Annotated in this window: 15 protein-coding genes; 8 read left to right on the plus strand and 7 right to left on the minus strand. The window is 39.6% G+C overall.

All coding sequences use genetic code 11. From position 1 onward, the window contains the following. Nucleotides 1–264: 264 nt before the first annotated feature. Nucleotides 265–1,482: an HhoA/HhoB/HtrA family serine endopeptidase gene (locus V7K98_RS25735; RefSeq protein WP_335027090.1), complete on the plus strand. Its 1,218-nt coding sequence runs from the start codon at nt 265–267 to the stop codon at nt 1,480–1,482. 144 nt (nt 1,483–1,626) lie between these two features. Here the strand turns inward: V7K98_RS25735 and V7K98_RS25740 are convergent, their stop codons facing one another. The 6 genes from V7K98_RS25740 to V7K98_RS25765 all read right to left on the minus strand — a co-directional run bounded on the left by V7K98_RS25740 (nt 1,627) and on the right by V7K98_RS25765 (nt 7,771). Further along, the gene (locus tag V7K98_RS25740; RefSeq protein ID WP_335027092.1) at nt 1,627–2,529 is read right to left on the minus strand and encodes an MBL fold metallo-hydrolase; all 903 of its coding nucleotides are present in this window, start codon (nt 2,527–2,529) and stop codon (nt 1,627–1,629) included. A gap of 11 nt (nt 2,530–2,540) precedes the next feature. Beyond that, entirely contained in the window at nt 2,541–2,924 is a 384-nt protein-coding gene (gene panD, locus V7K98_RS25745; RefSeq protein WP_335027094.1) for an aspartate 1-decarboxylase, read from the minus strand. A 133-nt stretch (nt 2,925–3,057) separates the two neighbouring features. Continuing rightward, complete coding sequence (locus V7K98_RS25750; RefSeq protein ID WP_335027096.1) at nt 3,058–3,570, minus strand: inorganic diphosphatase; 513 nt, start codon at nt 3,568–3,570, stop codon at nt 3,058–3,060. A 495-nt stretch (nt 3,571–4,065) separates the two neighbouring features. Next, on the minus strand, nt 4,066–4,254 hold the full coding sequence (locus tag V7K98_RS25755) for a hypothetical protein (RefSeq protein ID WP_335027098.1): 189 nt from the start codon (nt 4,252–4,254) through the stop codon (nt 4,066–4,068). A 994-nt stretch (nt 4,255–5,248) separates the two neighbouring features. Next, nucleotides 5,249–6,220 carry a DUF362 domain-containing protein gene (locus V7K98_RS25760; RefSeq protein ID WP_335027100.1) on the minus strand — a complete coding sequence of 324 codons (972 nt, stop codon included), beginning with the start codon at nt 6,218–6,220 and terminating at the stop codon, nt 5,249–5,251. Between the two features lie 129 nt (nt 6,221–6,349). Beyond that, entirely contained in the window at nt 6,350–7,771 is a 1,422-nt protein-coding gene (locus tag V7K98_RS25765) for an aspartate ammonia-lyase (protein ID WP_335027102.1), read from the minus strand. A 144-nt stretch (nt 7,772–7,915) separates the two neighbouring features. On the opposite strand from V7K98_RS25765, the gene pgsA reads away from it, so the two are divergent. The 3 genes from pgsA to V7K98_RS25780 all read left to right on the plus strand — a co-directional run bounded on the left by pgsA (nt 7,916) and on the right by V7K98_RS25780 (nt 9,693). After that, nucleotides 7,916–8,437 carry a CDP-diacylglycerol--glycerol-3-phosphate 3-phosphatidyltransferase gene (pgsA, locus tag V7K98_RS25770; protein ID WP_335027104.1) on the plus strand — a complete coding sequence of 174 codons (522 nt, stop codon included), beginning with the start codon at nt 7,916–7,918 and terminating at the stop codon, nt 8,435–8,437. Further along, nucleotides 8,434–8,670: a type II toxin-antitoxin system HicB family antitoxin gene (locus V7K98_RS25775; RefSeq protein ID WP_196525292.1), complete on the plus strand. Its 237-nt coding sequence runs from the start codon at nt 8,434–8,436 to the stop codon at nt 8,668–8,670. Before pgsA ends, V7K98_RS25775 begins: the two co-directional genes overlap by 4 nt. Before the next feature lie 117 nt (nt 8,671–8,787). After that, nucleotides 8,788–9,693 (plus strand): S66 peptidase family protein, encoded by a 906-nt coding sequence (locus V7K98_RS25780; protein ID WP_335027108.1) that lies wholly within the window; start codon nt 8,788–8,790, stop codon nt 9,691–9,693. A 31-nt stretch (nt 9,694–9,724) separates the two neighbouring features. On the opposite strand, the gene V7K98_RS25785 is transcribed toward V7K98_RS25780, so the two are convergent. Next, nucleotides 9,725–10,504, minus strand: coding sequence for a class I SAM-dependent methyltransferase (locus V7K98_RS25785; protein WP_335027110.1), 780 nt, complete (start codon nt 10,502–10,504; stop codon nt 9,725–9,727). 313 nt (nt 10,505–10,817) lie between these two features. On the opposite strand from V7K98_RS25785, the gene V7K98_RS25790 reads away from it, so the two are divergent. The 4 genes from V7K98_RS25790 (at nt 10,818) to V7K98_RS25805 (ending at nt 14,978) form a co-directional block, all read left to right on the plus strand. Beyond that, nucleotides 10,818–11,924 (plus strand): methyltransferase domain-containing protein, encoded by a 1,107-nt coding sequence (locus V7K98_RS25790; RefSeq protein WP_335027112.1) that lies wholly within the window; start codon nt 10,818–10,820, stop codon nt 11,922–11,924. Nucleotides 11,925–11,956: 32 nt separating this feature from the next. Beyond that, nucleotides 11,957–12,925 carry a glycosyltransferase gene (locus V7K98_RS25795; RefSeq protein WP_335027114.1) on the plus strand — a complete coding sequence of 323 codons (969 nt, stop codon included), beginning with the start codon at nt 11,957–11,959 and terminating at the stop codon, nt 12,923–12,925. Nucleotides 12,926–12,992: 67 nt separating this feature from the next. Continuing rightward, nucleotides 12,993–13,646, plus strand: a complete 654-nt coding sequence (locus tag V7K98_RS25800; protein WP_335027116.1) for a glycosyltransferase family 2 protein — start codon at nt 12,993–12,995, stop codon at nt 13,644–13,646. An 18-nt stretch (nt 13,647–13,664) separates the two neighbouring features. After that, entirely contained in the window at nt 13,665–14,978 is a 1,314-nt protein-coding gene (locus V7K98_RS25805) for an ABC transporter substrate-binding protein (protein ID WP_335027118.1), read from the plus strand.

The following is a 14,978-nucleotide window of genomic DNA, read 5'->3' on the forward strand; positions in this document are numbered from 1 at the left end:
CCCTAAGAATATCGGGAGCCGGATGCACCGAAAGGCGCACGTCCGGTTCTAACAGAGAGGCGCGGAGGATAATACCTCCCACCGACTCTAACAAATGTCCATAATAGCTTTTGGGTTAAATTTTCCATTAACTTGATTACAGGTAGCTCGTAAAATGCCCTAACCACAGTATTGGAAAGAGCAGGCGAAACCGAAAGTAAAAATAACTGTAAATAGATTTGTCACGACTAAGCAACAACTAGGCTGATATATTAGGTTGTGATTATGCGATTTCTCAAATTACCCAGGTCTTTACGTCAACTCAGTAGTTATGTTTTAGCGATCGCGCTAGGAGTTATTCTAACCGTTAGCACATTGCAGGTATTACCCTCCCAAGCGGAACCCGCACCCATCGTCATAGCTAAAGATACTTCACAAGTGGATGCCCAACGGCAATCACCAGTTACGGCTGCGATCGGTAGTACTAGTTTTGTCACAGCAGCAGTAAATCGTGTGGGTTCAGCAGTTGTTCGCATTGATACCGAGCGGACAATTACTCGTCGTGCCGATCAATTTATGGAAGACCCCGTTTTCCGTCGGTTTTTCGGTGACGGTTTCTCTCAACAGATGCCGTCTTCTGAGCAGTTACGGGGTTTAGGCTCAGGTTTCATTATTGACAAGAGTGGGTTAGTTCTGACTAATGCTCATGTGGTCGATAAGGCTGATAAGGTAACAGTTAGGCTCAAAGATGGTCGCACCTTTGAAGGGAAAGTTCAAGGTATTGATGAAGTCACAGATTTGGCAGTAGTCAAGATTAACGCTGGTAACGATTTACCAGTCGCGCCCTTGGGTTCTTCGACTAATGTCCAAGTAGGAGATTGGGCGATCGCAGTTGGTAATCCTTTAGGATTTGATAACACCGTTACCTTGGGGATTGTCAGTACACTCAAACGTTCCAGCGCCCAAGTTGGCATTAGTGATAAACGGTTGGATTTCATTCAAACCGATGCTGCCATTAACCCAGGTAACTCTGGCGGGCCACTATTAAATGGCCAAGGTGAAGTGATTGGCATTAACACAGCCATTCGTCCCGACGCGATGGGTATTGGGTTTGCCATTCCTATTGATAAAGCGAAAGCGATCGCAGCGCAACTGCAACGTGATGGTAAAGTTGCTCACCCTTATTTAGGCGTGCAAATGCTAACTTTAACACCCGATCTTGCCAAGCAAAATAACACCGATCCCAACTCTCCGATTCAAATACCAGAAATTAATGGTGTTTTTGTCATGCGAGTTGTCCCCAATTCTCCCGCCGCATCTGCCGGTATCCGGCGCGGGGATGTAATTCTGCAAGTTGATGGTAAAGCTATTAGCAGTGCTGAACAATTGCAGAACTTTGTAGAAGATAGTCGTCTTGGTCAAGTATTACAGGTGAAAGTGCAACGAGGTGAGCAGACACAGCAGCTTTCAATCCGCACAGCCGAGTTGCAAAATGCTTCGTAGGGGCAATATAGCCAGCCGATTTTAATTGTGTGGAATAGTAGGGGCACAGCAATGCTCATTGGTGTGCCCTTACACCAAGCGATATTATTTTGTACCGTATCTGAATGGGAACCGCTATACCGTAGATCGTACAATGACTCTAAATCACTTACCAACAGTTAATACTAGACCTTCATGGGCTAATACTGCTTGAGGAAAAGCAGATTTAACATCGACTTGAACCTGGTCAAGAAAATCATCATGGTCATCTGGGTGATGATGAGAAATGGCTAGACGTTGTACACCAGCATTTAAAGCTGCATTCACCGCAGCTTGCCAGAGTAAATCAGCAGAATCATGGTTGTGAGACGTAGGGGGAGTATAAGTGGCATTGGCAATCAGCAAATCAACGCCTTTAATAAACTCTAAAATCCGCTCTCGCTCCACTTGCTCGGCATTTTGGTGTAAATCCGTGACGTAGGCAACACTATAATCTTGCCAAGTAACTCGGTAGCCAACTGAGCGCTGAGTTTGATTGATTAATGCGATCGCAATAGTGACATCATCTAGTTTTACATCATTGTCTGGAGTCAGATTGTAAAACTGCAATTCCGACTGCATTACCTGTAAAGGGTAAGGAAAGTGGGGCTGGAGCATCTGATCGTACAAACATTGTTTGATTGAGGCTCCATTTGAGGCAGCTGTGCTGTAAATATGGAAGGAATTTTCTAGAATAAATGCAGGAGCAAAAAAGGGAAACCCTTGAATTCGGTTTGATTGGCAGTTGGTAAAAAATAAATGTGCTTGTATTGGCTGTTGTAGTTCTTGCCAAGTTTTACCCAGTATGCGTAAGCCGGTGCCGCCATCAAAAATCAAGCGTTTCCCACCTACAGACATTTCTACACAAGCTGTATTACCACCATAGCGGTGGGTGCTGGTGTCTGGGGTGGCAATTAAACCTCGTACACCCCAAAATTTAATCATAAATTCATCTGCTGGGCTACTTGGCAGGGTAGCAGACTTTTCAGGTACGTAGCTCTGGGAATCTGACAACTCAAAATTTGACATTTTCTTTGAAATTAGACCTTAACGAGCAGGTCATCGTAGCGTCGAACTTCCAACAGCCTGTTTTTTTCGTCCACAATGACTACCGTAGGAGAGTAATTTTTTAACTCTTCTGGAGTGAACTGCCCGTAAGTCATTATAATCAAGCGATCGCCAATAATGCCTAGACGTGCCGCACCCCCATTTAGCTCAATTACTCCTGAATGGGCTGGAGCCGGGATCGCATAAGTAATAAAGCGCTGACCGTTGGCACTATTAACTACTTGCACTTGCTCATAAGGTAAGATCCCAGCTTTTTCCAAAAGCATTTCATCGATGCTGATACTACCCACGTAGTTGATATTCGCCCCCGTGAGGGTGCAATTATGAATTTTTGCCAAAAGGATAGTACGCTGCATTCTGGTTTGGGATTGGTGGCAGTTTTTGCGATCCGTAACAACTAGAGACGCGATTAATCGCGTCTCTACAACAGGAGTGAGGAATAAAAATTAATAACTCTTAATTCTTAACTCTTAACTCCTAACTTTTCTATTATCCTCTATAAGCTTTAACGGATTTTTCAACTAAAGCTGCAACCTTGTCTACATCTTGCCAACCGAGAATTTCAGTCACCTTTTTTTCCAAATTTTTATAACTACGGAAAAACTCGGCAATTTCATCTAAGCGGTGTGGCGCTAAGTCGTTCAGGGATTTGACCTGAGTGTAGCGTGGATCTTTGTCAGGAACACAAAGGATTTTTTCGTCGCGATCGCCACCGTCAATCATCTCCAAGAAACCAATTGGTCGTGCAGCAATAACACAGCCTGGAAAGGTTGGCTCATCAATTATGACCATACCATCTAGTGGATCGCCATCTTCAGCTAAAGTATTAGGTACAAAGCCGTAGTCATAAGGGTATTGTACCGAGGAATAAAGTACTCGGTCTAGAGCAAAAGCTTCTAGTTCCTTGTCGTATTCGTATTTATTTTTACTTCCGCCAGTAATTTCAATCAGAACGTTGATTAGACCGGGTTTCGGTTGTGCAGGAATACGAGATAAATCCACAAAAAAGTCCTCTGATAACAGTGAATCATGGAAGCAGTAAGTCAGCTTCGCTCCCCGTGTAGAATTTTAGGACAATATGGATCTCTTCCCAAGGTATTCATCTCAAGGTATTCATTAGGTTTATTGCAAAAATATTTTTTGGTATTATAAGCTACTTACATGCTGCTTCAACTTCATGGACATATTGAGAACTAAAATAGCCCAGTAATGAATATGTGTCATGGTATCAACAAAGAAATTAACTGTTCCTGCTATGCAAAAAAAGAAAAAATTTTACCCACCTTGAAAGGGCTAGATATTTGAGAAACTGAAAACGATGCTCAGTAGGATGATGTACCTTATATTCACCTAAAACAAAGTCATCGCTGAGTTCTTGGGTATCAAGGCATTGGTTACTACAATAAATTTTCCGGCTCGTTTGGTTTTGATCGCGATCGCACCCGCAGAATGTGAACTGTAGCCCTTATGTTGGTAAAATACTACTGGTAAGCTTTGTCAGTCTTGACTTCCTTTGACGTTTTGGATCGCTGGTTGCTGGTTATTCTGAACATTAGTTGAAGAATAGTGGGCGATGACAAATACGGGTAGGATAAGAGTCAACAGAGCGATCGCAGTTCCCACAATGTCTGCCAAACGTTGGGAATATGTGTCGGTAGAATTGGCAGACTGGCTATTTGAATTCATACAAAATTGAAGTTCTTCGTAACACTGTATAGGTCTACTCTCTAATTGAGAGTATTAATGGTATTTTAGCTATGTTGAAAATGTAAAATGTGTAGCATTCTACAACTTACAACCAGTTAGACAACTGTCATATTAGCCTTTTTATACATGGACTTCTTAATACAAAGTTACAAGTAAACAAATCATGTTTTATTTTGTAATTAATATTTTTAGATGTTTCCCTGTATGGTGTAACGGTTCGCATACGCAAAGCCGACTTTGACAGCATCATAAATTACATTTTTTCGCTGCTTAAAGATTAATTAGCAAAACATATTTGTCTGATACTTCATGATTATAACATTCTAAAATACCTTTGATAAGGTCATTTTACTAGAATTGCTAATTTGTGATACAGGACACAAATTAGCAATTGTACTGAATATCTATCAGTGCTTTTGATTGTTATCCAGTAGTTATACAGACGAATATTTGACACCAGAGAAGAAATGGTAGGAATTATTTTTGTAACCAATGATCACTACCGAATAAATACAGATACGTGAACTGTATTGTTCAGCATTAATTCAGTGATACTACTAAATAAATATTTAAGAATTTTAATTTAACAAATATTTAATATCACAGCCTTTTTGTCAATCTATATATAGGTAGAGTAAAGAATATTTTAGAAGATGACGTAGAGGGTTATGAACAAAATACCCAATTCCAGTTTCCAGATGCTAAATCCATATAACTTTTGGAATACATCACAATCCCACACGAGAAATTTTATAACAAACTAATCCTTTAAAAAAACCGCCACTAAATATAATAGGGCGGTCTGGTTAAGCAATCGGAGGGTAATTACAGATTAATCTGCTAATAAATGAAATTGCTGTAACGAAGTTTGCACTAAGTTGCGGATTGGGGATTGAGAATTGGAAGATAGAAGGGAGAAACTTGTTAAATAATTCCCCATGATCTCCCTCATCGCCCTCATCTCCCCCCGTCTCTAATTCCTTCCGTAAACACTAATTGGTTCTTTAATAAATCGGGTGTAAAGATGCTTAAAGGTAGACTTAATTACGCGGGGCATACCAAAATCAATGGGCATCAACTTGTCTGGTAGCCGCCAATCTTCTATTTTTAATAAGTCGGGATTTAAATGTGGAAATTCGATAGCAGCAAGTTCTGGACAAACTCCTAGTCTTTGGGAAGCTGCAACTGTAGGTACTTGTTCAGGAGGAACATTGAGGATTTCTACCATTGCCCGATCTAAGGCAAATATATCTGATGCAGCTGCTAAAATTCCCAGTTGGCGAGGTTCACCATTACTCGGGCCATTTCCTTCATGACCGATAATGCCATCTAATATAGTTAAGTTAGGGTTAATAGCCCTGGCAGTTTCTACTAACATTTCACCAAATCTATTCGCATCTTTTCCGGCTTCCATGTGCCACCAAGCTTTCATTTTACCGGGGACGCAACCAAATAAGTTTTTTACGCCCAGTGTTAATGTCAACTGGGCATGTGATTTTACTTTAGGTAGGTTAATCACTACGTCTGCTTCCATTGCTTCTTTAGATAGTCGCAGATGATTAAAATTTTCACTGACGGTTTGGTAACGTTGACCTTGAAAATCGATGATGGGAAGATTGAGTTCTTCTAAAATAGGCAGATAGCCGTTTGCGATCGCTACGCCCTTGGCACTGCCAAAAGCAGGGCTATCACCCAAAAATGGCTTACCTCCAACTTCAATTACCATCTGGGCAACTTCGTAAACTAGTTCGGCACGGGTGATACACTCTTTACCAGGACGCGATCCTGTAAGTAGATTGGGTTTGAGTAAAACGCGATCGCCTTTTTTGACAAATGCTGCTATTCCTCCAAAAGGTTCGAGAAGAATAACTAAGGATTCTCGTAAAGCCTCTCGTTCGTAAGATGTAGCCCGAATGAGACTAACTGATGGGTTTTGAGTCTGCATAGATTTTTGGATTGGGAATTGGGGATGGGGGATGGGGCATGGGGAGAATGAGGGGAAAAAGGTACAAGGAGACAAAGAGAATAACTATGCCCAATGCCCAATGCCCAATGCCCAATTCCCCATAATCTATTATTCTGTTTTGAGCGGTAAGATACCACTCATTTGTTCTAGATTTAACACTGTAGCTAAGTCTGTTTCACTCATCAACCCGCGTTCTAGTACAATCTGGCGTAGAGATTTACCAGTTTCTAAAGATTCTTTGGCAATAGATGCGGCATTTAAATAACCGATGTGGGTATTTAGTGCGGTTACTAAAGCTAAACTACCTTCGGCATAAGCTAAACAACGTTCCTGGTTAGCTGTGATTCCCTTGATACAGCGTTCGGTGAGTGCGGCGATGGTATTACCCAGGATTTCGATACTGTGAATCAAGTTATAGGCAATTAGTGGCATCATCACATTTAATTCTAATTGTCCGGCTTGTGCGGCTAATGCGATCGCACTATCGTAACCCATCACTTGAAAACACACCATTGATGTCATCTCTGCCATGACTGGGTTATATTTCCCTGGCATAATCGAGGAACCGGGTTGCACTGGGGGAAGTTGTATTTCTTTCAAACCAGTTTTTGGCCCCGAATCCATCAGCCGCAAATCATGAGATATTTTGACTAAATCCTGCGCTAAGTTGCGTAAAGCACCGGAGACATTCACAAATGGGGCCATACTCTGCATAGCTGCCATCAGATGGGGCGCAGGTTCTAAAGGTGTATCAATCAATTCTGAGATAACTTCCACTACACGGGCGCGATAAAGAGGATGAGTATTTAATCCTGTTCCGGCTGCACTACCTCCCAAACCTAGCACCATTAAATCACCAGAGGCGGTGTAAATCCGGTTTTGATGTTCTGTAAGAATTTGCGCCCAAGCCCGAAAGTTTTCACCCAAACGCACTGGTACTGCATCTTGTAAGTGGGTTCTACCAGATTTGACGATATCTTGAAATTCTACAGCTTTGTTTTCTAAGGATGCGATCGCACTATCTATTGCTGGGTGTAATGTTTTGGATAATGCCAATAATCCACCAATCCGAATGGCGGTAGGAATCACATCATTGGTAGACTGCCCATAATTAACGTGATCGTTAGGACTAACACGTTTGTAATTACCCTTTTCTTCACCCAGAATTTCTAAGGCGCGATTTGTCAAAACTTCGTTGATATTCATGTGATGAGATGTTCCAGCACCCGCCTGATAAACATCGACGACAAACTGATCCCGCAACTTCCCAGCCAGAATTTCATCAGTTGCTTGGATAATCGCCTGACTAATATCTTGAGGAATGCAATTCAGTTCTCCATTCACAATTGCCGTAGCTTTTTTAATGATTAATCCAGCATCTACGTAAGTATGTAGAGGCTTAATGCCGCTAATAGGAAAGTTTTCGATTGCCCGCAGCGTTTGAATACCGTAATAAACGCTACTAGCAATTTGGCGATCGCCCATCGAATCGCATTCGATACGGAACTGGTTGTCTGTGTGTTCAGTCATAGTATTGTTTTAAGAGAGCTACAGAAAACAGATTTTCCCACGCAGCCACACTCAGATACACTAATCTGCATAGATTTTGCATATTTGCTTGGCTGCTTGTTGCTTTACGCTTGTTAATTTTGAAGTTTGATTTTTGAATTCCCTATGACTCTACCCAACTGGATTACCTTCTCTCGTCTATTGGGGATACCATTTCTGCTTTACGGTTTATATAATCCCACACCTCAAGCTCAGTGGATATGTTTGGCGATTTTTCTTGTTGCTGCATTGACTGATTGGTTAGACGGCTATTTGGCGCGGAAACTCAACCAAATTAGTGAATTGGGTAAGTTTCTCGATCCCTTGGTGGATAAACTTCTGGTACTTGCGCCGTTACTGGTTTTTATTCAACTAGGAAAAGTCCCAGCTTGGGGAGTGTTTTTGATTTTAGCGCGAGAATTAGCGATCGCTGGTTGGCGGGTGAATCAAACAACGATTACCGGGGCGAATATTTGGGGTAAACTCAAAACTGTTAGTCAAATAATCGCGATCGCACTTTTGATTGCGCCTTTGGGTGAAATGTGGCAAACTCCATCTCTGATTGCATTTTGGATTTCTGTCGCCTTAACTTTAATCTCTGGAGGTATTTATCTTTTGCCCCAAAAAGCTAGCACTGCTGAGGAATGAAACCACAATATAGTATTGTAATTCAGTGGTCGATGGAAGATAAAAAATACATTGTCAGCCTACCTGAGTTTGGCCCTTATGCACACACTCATGGAAATACCTACGCGGATGCTCTTAATAATGGTGAGGAAGTGCTGGAACTTTTGATTGAAGATTACCAAGCACAGGGAAAACCACTACCAGAGCCTTTGACTGCAAACGTTTCTTTTCAGTTTGTGCAATCCTCACCCTAATTATAGGAACACTCCGGTAATTTCAAAAATAATTCAATAAAATTTTATCGGAGTTCTGAGGTATAGTTCTTATTCTTAACTCCTAATTCCTGTACAGACTTAATCGCGTCTCTTTTCATGCCATCCAAAATCTTACCACCGCCCTTAAAACCTGGAGACTTAATACGAGTAATTGCCCCTAGTGGTGCTTTGCGAGAATTTGAGGTATTTGAACAGAGTCTAGAAATTTGGCGATCGCGCGGTTATAAATTAGAAATCAGTCCTCAGATAGATGACAAATGGGGTTATCTAGCAGGGACAGATGAAACCCGTCGTCACCAACTAGCAGCAGCATGGCAAGATCCTGATTGTCGTGGTATCCTTTGTGCCAGAGGCGGTTTTGGTAGCACCCGCATTTTAGAAGATTGGAATTGGCAACAAAACTCAGGGCTTCCCAAGTGGCTCATAGGCTTTTCTGATATCACCGCTTTATTATGGAGTCTTTATATAGCAGGAATTTCCGGCGTTCATGCTCCCGTCCTAGTGACTTTAGCAGATGAGCCAGATTGGTCAATTGAGCGATTATTCGATTCGGTAGAAGGTCGTCCTCTTGCGCCTCTCAAAGGTTGCGGGTGGGGTGGCGGCGTGATAACTGGTACTTTGTTACCAGGTAATCTCACGGTTGCAACTCACCTTTTAGGTACACCAATCCTGCCAAATCTCAATGGTGTAATTCTGGCGTTAGAAGATGTCACGGAAGCACCCTATCGTATCGACAGGATGCTGACACAGTGGCGTTTGAGCGGTGTTTTGTCTCAAGTCTGCGGTATTGCTTTAGGCGGTTTTACTCGCTGTGAAGCGCCGCCAACTGTGCCTAGTTTTAGTGTAGAAGAGGTATTGCGCGATCGCTTGGGTGATTTGGGTATTCCGATTGTTTCTGACTTACCTTTTGGCCATGATAGTCCAAATGCAGCCTTACCAGTGGGTCTAGAGGTAACTTTAGATGGAGATGCGGGAATATTAGCGATCGCGCATCCCCATTAAGTTAAAATTAGATGCGCTTTTGATTAAACACTCATAATCCACTCACAGAATAATGTTTTAAATGCTCTGGTAAATCCCAATTAATTTGGGGATCTGGCTGATGTTTTACTGGCTCAACATTCCCGCGCCAAGCAGCACCCATAATTTGCATAGTTTGGTAAACGATTGTATTCCAACCCTTTTGCTTTAAGTAATCTAAGCCTTGCGCTACATCAGGGGAAGTTAAATCATGAAACAAAATTAAAGCATCGTCCTCTGCCAACGGTTCACAAACAATCGTATCATTGAGTGGCGCTGATGATTCATGATCGCCATCAATGAAAATCAATGACCACTTATGTTGTAATTCTTTAGCTAACTCTTCTACCTTTTGTGGACTATAACCAGCTACTAAATTAACTGAGTCGAGAACATTAGCAAGTCGTAAAGAATGACTTATACTTTCATAAACATCTTCTCTGGCTAAAAAAGGATCAATTACATCTAATTCTACGCCACCTAATGCCAAATGGCAGGCAGACCAACCCCGCAAACAACCAATTTCTAAAGCTTTTTTCCCAGCAAATTTGAGTGCTGTATTATATAAAATATGTGCCTCATCTCGATTGAGGAACCCGATAAATGGTTCATCTCTATCCACATACCATTTATGAGGAATATCTCGACGTAAATAAGACCAATAACAGTTGTTAATATCTCCAATAATCATATTGGGGAAAGATGAATCAGGATAAACTATTTTAAATTCAGGTGAAATATAGTCCCAACTAGACAAAGAAATATTTGGAACAACTTCATTAGTTTTTGCCATTAGTTATTTTTCTCTAAAGATTATTAATTATGTACTATTTTTGTTATCTTTACCAATGAAATTACGTAATTTAGGATTAAGACTAACATATTACAGGACTACTATTTGATTTTTGAACAAAATTAGGTATTGTAGGGTGTGTTAGAACGAAGTTCGTAACGCACCATTGTCAAGGATTTGGCGCGTTACGCTGTCGCTAACACACCCTACGTATCTGTTCAAAAATCAAATATAATTCGTATATATAAAATCAAAAATAGCTTATAATACCCAAATCATCTTCTTTATTAAAAACTTTTGAGTGATTAATTATATGCCAAAACAATATGTACCTAACGCCTTTTTAAAAGTTGAAGATTCAAAGTTATATGCAATTTTTGCTTGGAGTCAACGAACAGCAGAAATTATTCCATCAAAATCATGGTTAACAATACTAGAAATATTTATTCACGAACATTCCTTAGAGACAGCTTACCAAATATTTAAAAAAGTTAAGTTAGAACCTATATCAGAGAAAGTAATTCAGGAGATAAAAAAATACGATCAGCTTCTTCAAAACGCCCTAGTTTTTTTAGCAGATGGCAGCCTCACAATTTTTGGTAAAGGCTTTCGGAGTTTTATCGAAAAGGAAATGCAATATGAACTCGGTTCATTAAGTAGAGAAACTTACCAAGTCTTGCCACAATTATTTTCCCAATATCAATTAGAAGATGACCTAGAATCTATTGAGAATATAGAAGACTTCCGTAAATTAGTAGGACATCTAGAAAATCTTGGTTTACTATCCCCTGCTACAGGTTCGATAGATTGGGGAGATTTGAAAAAACCAGTTCCCATTTGCCAAGCATTTGGATTGACAAGAGGTACACCCGTCGATAGATACTATCTCAGCAAGTTTCTGAAAGAAATTCAAACCCAAATCGGTGGCAACATCTTAGAAATAGGAGGGACACCAAAAGATAAAGATTTTTATCAAATTAATCCAGGCACATCATATCAGATTCTCAACTTAGAACCAGGCCCAGGAGTAGATATAGTTGGGGATGCTCATGATGTATCCGTTGTCAAGCCAGAATCTTTTGATTCAGTGATAATTTTTAACGTTTTAGAACATTGTTATGCCCCCTGGATAGTGGTAGAAAACATCTACACTTGGCTAAAACCTGGTGGAAAATGTTTTGCAATGGTACCAAGTGCTATTAGAATTCATGCGACTCCTGTTGATTATTGGCGGCCTTTACCTGATGCTTTTGCCTGGATGTATAAAAATTTCTCGCAACATAAGTTGTATGTCTATGGCAACCCTACCACTGTAATAGCTAGTTATCATGGAATAGCCGTAGAAGAACTGACATCTGAAGAACTAGACGCTTATCATCCAGATTATCCCGTCGCAACTTGTATTGTGGCTGAAAAGTAAATCTAATTGTGTGAGAAAAAATTAAATTATTTATGAAAATTGCTCTTGTTGCTTGGGGTTATATCCCTGAACCTCCATTATCACATTCTGTCTTAACTGTGATAAACGAGTACAAAAATTTTTTAGAGAAAATTGGGCATCAAGTCGATATCTTAAATGAGACAGATGTTAACGAAGTCATAGAAGATATTAATAATAATAATTATGATTTTGTGCATTTACACGCCTACAGTTTTGTGAGCGAATTTAATCGAAGGCTCAAACAGAAGTATTGTTTTACCTGCCATGATGGTTATCTGTTTAAAACAGATAAATGGAACGAAGAATTTAGAGAAGCATACCAACATTACTTTAATGCACCTGGGATAATTGCCCTGTCTCATTTAACCAAAGATTTTTTCTTGAAATCAGAATATTCTGGATATATATCAGTGCAAGTAAACGGTATTGATACTCAGAAAGTAAATTTTCAACCCCAAGGAAATAATAAAGCTATTTGTTTAGGTTGGATTCAACCAAGAAAACAGCAGAAACTACTGGCGAAAATATTAGATAGTAAAATTGCAATGGATTTTGTTGGGCCTATAGACGATCCTGATTTTATTGAAGGAACAACAACAAAACATTTAGGTGTATGGAGTTTAGAGCAAGTTTATTCTCGTCTCACGAATTATAGCTGTTTAGTCTTAATTAGTGAAGGAGAAGTTGCACCCCTTGTAGTATTAGAAGCAATGGCAGCAGGTTTATGTATCGTCGTTTCTGAATCTGCTAGTGCCAATTTACATCATAAAGAATTCATTAGAGTATTGCCAGATAATATTTTAAGTGACACCACACCAGAAGCTCAAAAAATTGTTACTGATACAATTAGCGAGATGATTGAAAAAAATCAATATTATCGCCAAAATATTCTAGAATACGTCCGAGAAAACTTTGATCTTAGTCTTCTAGTTCATAATTATAATGATATTATGCATGAATTTATAAACTTACAGAGTTAATAAGTAATTAACAATTTATCCTTGATTATTTGGATTTTTTTGCTAACAATACGATGATAATTTAATAATGGAAACTGTAGTTTTTGATTTCAATCATGAAGTGTCAATTATCCTCTGCACCTACAATCGAGCAAAATATCTAAACAATTGTATTGATAGTGTAATTGCTCAAAGTTTTAAAGATTGGGAACTAATTATAGTTGATGATGGCAGCCAAGATAATACTTTTGAACTTGTCAATCCTTATATTCAAGAATTCCAAAATATCCGGTATTTAAAACATCAAAATAGGAAGCTATGGTATGCAAAAAATGCTGGTATTCAGGCATCTTTTGGTAAATATATAACATTCTTGGATAGTGATGATGCTTACAAAGTAAATCATCTAGATGCGCGAGTTGAATATATGAAAGCCAATCCAGAAATTGATTTAATTGAAGGTGGATTTGCAACAGAAGAAGAGATTTTGGTTGCAGATTACTTTCAACCAGGTAAAACAATTAATCTCCGAGAATGTGTCTTAGGCCCAACTTTTTTTGGTAAAAGACAGGTATTTTTTGAGGTGAAAGGATTTAATAATATTGCTTATGGAGAGGATACAGATTTTTGGTATCGGGCAGCAAAAATTTTCAGAACTGAAAAAATAAGTGAACCTCAAACATATATTTATACAAGAGCAGAAACTAGTATTACCAAAAGTGTTTTAGAGAATATTTCTTAATTTAATTAACTACTTGGCATGAAGAATCTCCTTTTTCTATCCCAAATAAGCCATTATTATCGCCGGGTTATTGCTTCTGTTTCGCAGATGTTACTTCTAGGGATTGTCCTAAGTTTTTACCTAATATTTTTATTTGGTTGTCAGGGAATAACACAAAAGGACAACGGAGTAATTCATTTGACTCTATGGCAAGCAATCAATCCCCCTACTAATCGGGATGTGTTTGATAAACTGGTAGACAAATTTAATCAGACTCATCCCGATATCCAGGTAGAATCTGTCTTCTTGGCTCAACCCCAATTGCCAAAAATATTAACAGCAGTTGTGGGTAATGCGCCTCCAGATATCCTGGCATTCTATCCGCAAATTACAGGTCAGTTGGCAGATTTAAGAGCAATTATACCTTTAGAAGATTGGCTAGAAAAATTGCCATTAAAGTCAGAAATTAGACCTAACCTACTTGAAGAATTGCAATTAGATGGTCATCTTTGGTCAGCCCCATTCTATACAAGCAATATAGGCATTTTTTATAGACCTAAGCTTTTTGAAGCTGCGGGAATTACACAAATGCCTAAGACTTGGGAAGAATTGAGGCAAGTTGCCAAAAAATTAACCATAGACAGCAATGGCGACAAGCGACCAGAACAGTACGGAATTCTACTACCTTTGGGGAAGAGTGAATGGACAGTTTTTAGCTGGTTTCCTTTCTTATTGAGCGCTGGGGGAGAAGTGCTAACAAATAACCGACCAGATTTAACAAATGCTGGAGCGCTGAAAGCTTTACAATTTTGGCAAGACCTATTAAAAGATGGTTCAGCAATGCTTTCTTCTCCAGAACGGGGTTATGAAGAGGATGCTTTTATAGCGGGTCGTGTTGCTATGCAAATTACGGGGCCTTGGACTTATATCACTAAATCTAAGGTTGATTACGATGCATTTCCCATACCTGCAAATGTTGATAAAGCTACGGTGACAGGTGGTGGAAATCTCTATGTGATGAAGACAACGCCAGCTAGAGAAGAAGCTGCACTCAAGTTTTTAGAATATGTTTTGAGTGAAGAATTTCAAAAAGAATGGAGTATCGGAACTGGTTTTTTACCAATTAATCTTAGAGCTGCTGAGAGTGAAGCTTATCAGCAATTTATGAAGCAAAAACCTTGGTTAAAAGTGTTTATGGAACAAGTTCCCTTAGCTGGCGCTCGACCAATTATTGCTGGATATAGTCGTCTTTCTGACAGTCTTGGTCGTGCTATTGAGGCAACATTAATGGGTGAGTCTCCCGAAAAAGCTCTCAAGACAGCACAAGAGCGTTTAGAAACTATTTGGGAATAA

Source organism: Nostoc sp. (assembly GCF_036917435.1).
Lineage (GTDB): Bacteria > Cyanobacteriota > Cyanobacteriia > Cyanobacteriales > Nostocaceae > Nostoc.

Bases quoted from the DNA above. Each gene is read 5' to 3' on its own strand.
- V7K98_RS25735 (WP_335027090.1), top strand. From the start codon at position 265: ATGCGATTTCTCAAATTACCCAGGTCTTTACGTCAACTCAGTAGTTAT.
- V7K98_RS25740 (WP_335027092.1), bottom strand. From the start codon at position 2,529: ATGTCAAATTTTGAGTTGTCAGATTCCCAGAGCTACGTACCTGAAAAG.
- panD (WP_335027094.1), bottom strand. From the start codon at position 2,924: ATGCAGCGTACTATCCTTTTGGCAAAAATTCATAATTGCACCCTCACG.
- V7K98_RS25755 (WP_335027098.1), bottom strand. From the start codon at position 4,254: ATGAATTCAAATAGCCAGTCTGCCAATTCTACCGACACATATTCCCAA.
- V7K98_RS25760 (WP_335027100.1), bottom strand. From the start codon at position 6,220: ATGCAGACTCAAAACCCATCAGTTAGTCTCATTCGGGCTACATCTTAC.
- V7K98_RS25765 (WP_335027102.1), bottom strand. From the start codon at position 7,771: ATGACTGAACACACAGACAACCAGTTCCGTATCGAATGCGATTCGATG.
- pgsA (WP_335027104.1), top strand. From the start codon at position 7,916: ATGACTCTACCCAACTGGATTACCTTCTCTCGTCTATTGGGGATACCA.
- V7K98_RS25775 (WP_196525292.1), top strand. From the start codon at position 8,434: ATGAAACCACAATATAGTATTGTAATTCAGTGGTCGATGGAAGATAAA.
- V7K98_RS25780 (WP_335027108.1), top strand. From the start codon at position 8,788: ATGCCATCCAAAATCTTACCACCGCCCTTAAAACCTGGAGACTTAATA.
- V7K98_RS25785 (WP_335027110.1), bottom strand. From the start codon at position 10,504: ATGGCAAAAACTAATGAAGTTGTTCCAAATATTTCTTTGTCTAGTTGG.
- V7K98_RS25790 (WP_335027112.1), top strand. From the start codon at position 10,818: ATGCCAAAACAATATGTACCTAACGCCTTTTTAAAAGTTGAAGATTCA.
- V7K98_RS25795 (WP_335027114.1), top strand. From the start codon at position 11,957: ATGAAAATTGCTCTTGTTGCTTGGGGTTATATCCCTGAACCTCCATTA.
- V7K98_RS25800 (WP_335027116.1), top strand. From the start codon at position 12,993: ATGGAAACTGTAGTTTTTGATTTCAATCATGAAGTGTCAATTATCCTC.
- V7K98_RS25805 (WP_335027118.1), top strand. From the start codon at position 13,665: ATGAAGAATCTCCTTTTTCTATCCCAAATAAGCCATTATTATCGCCGG.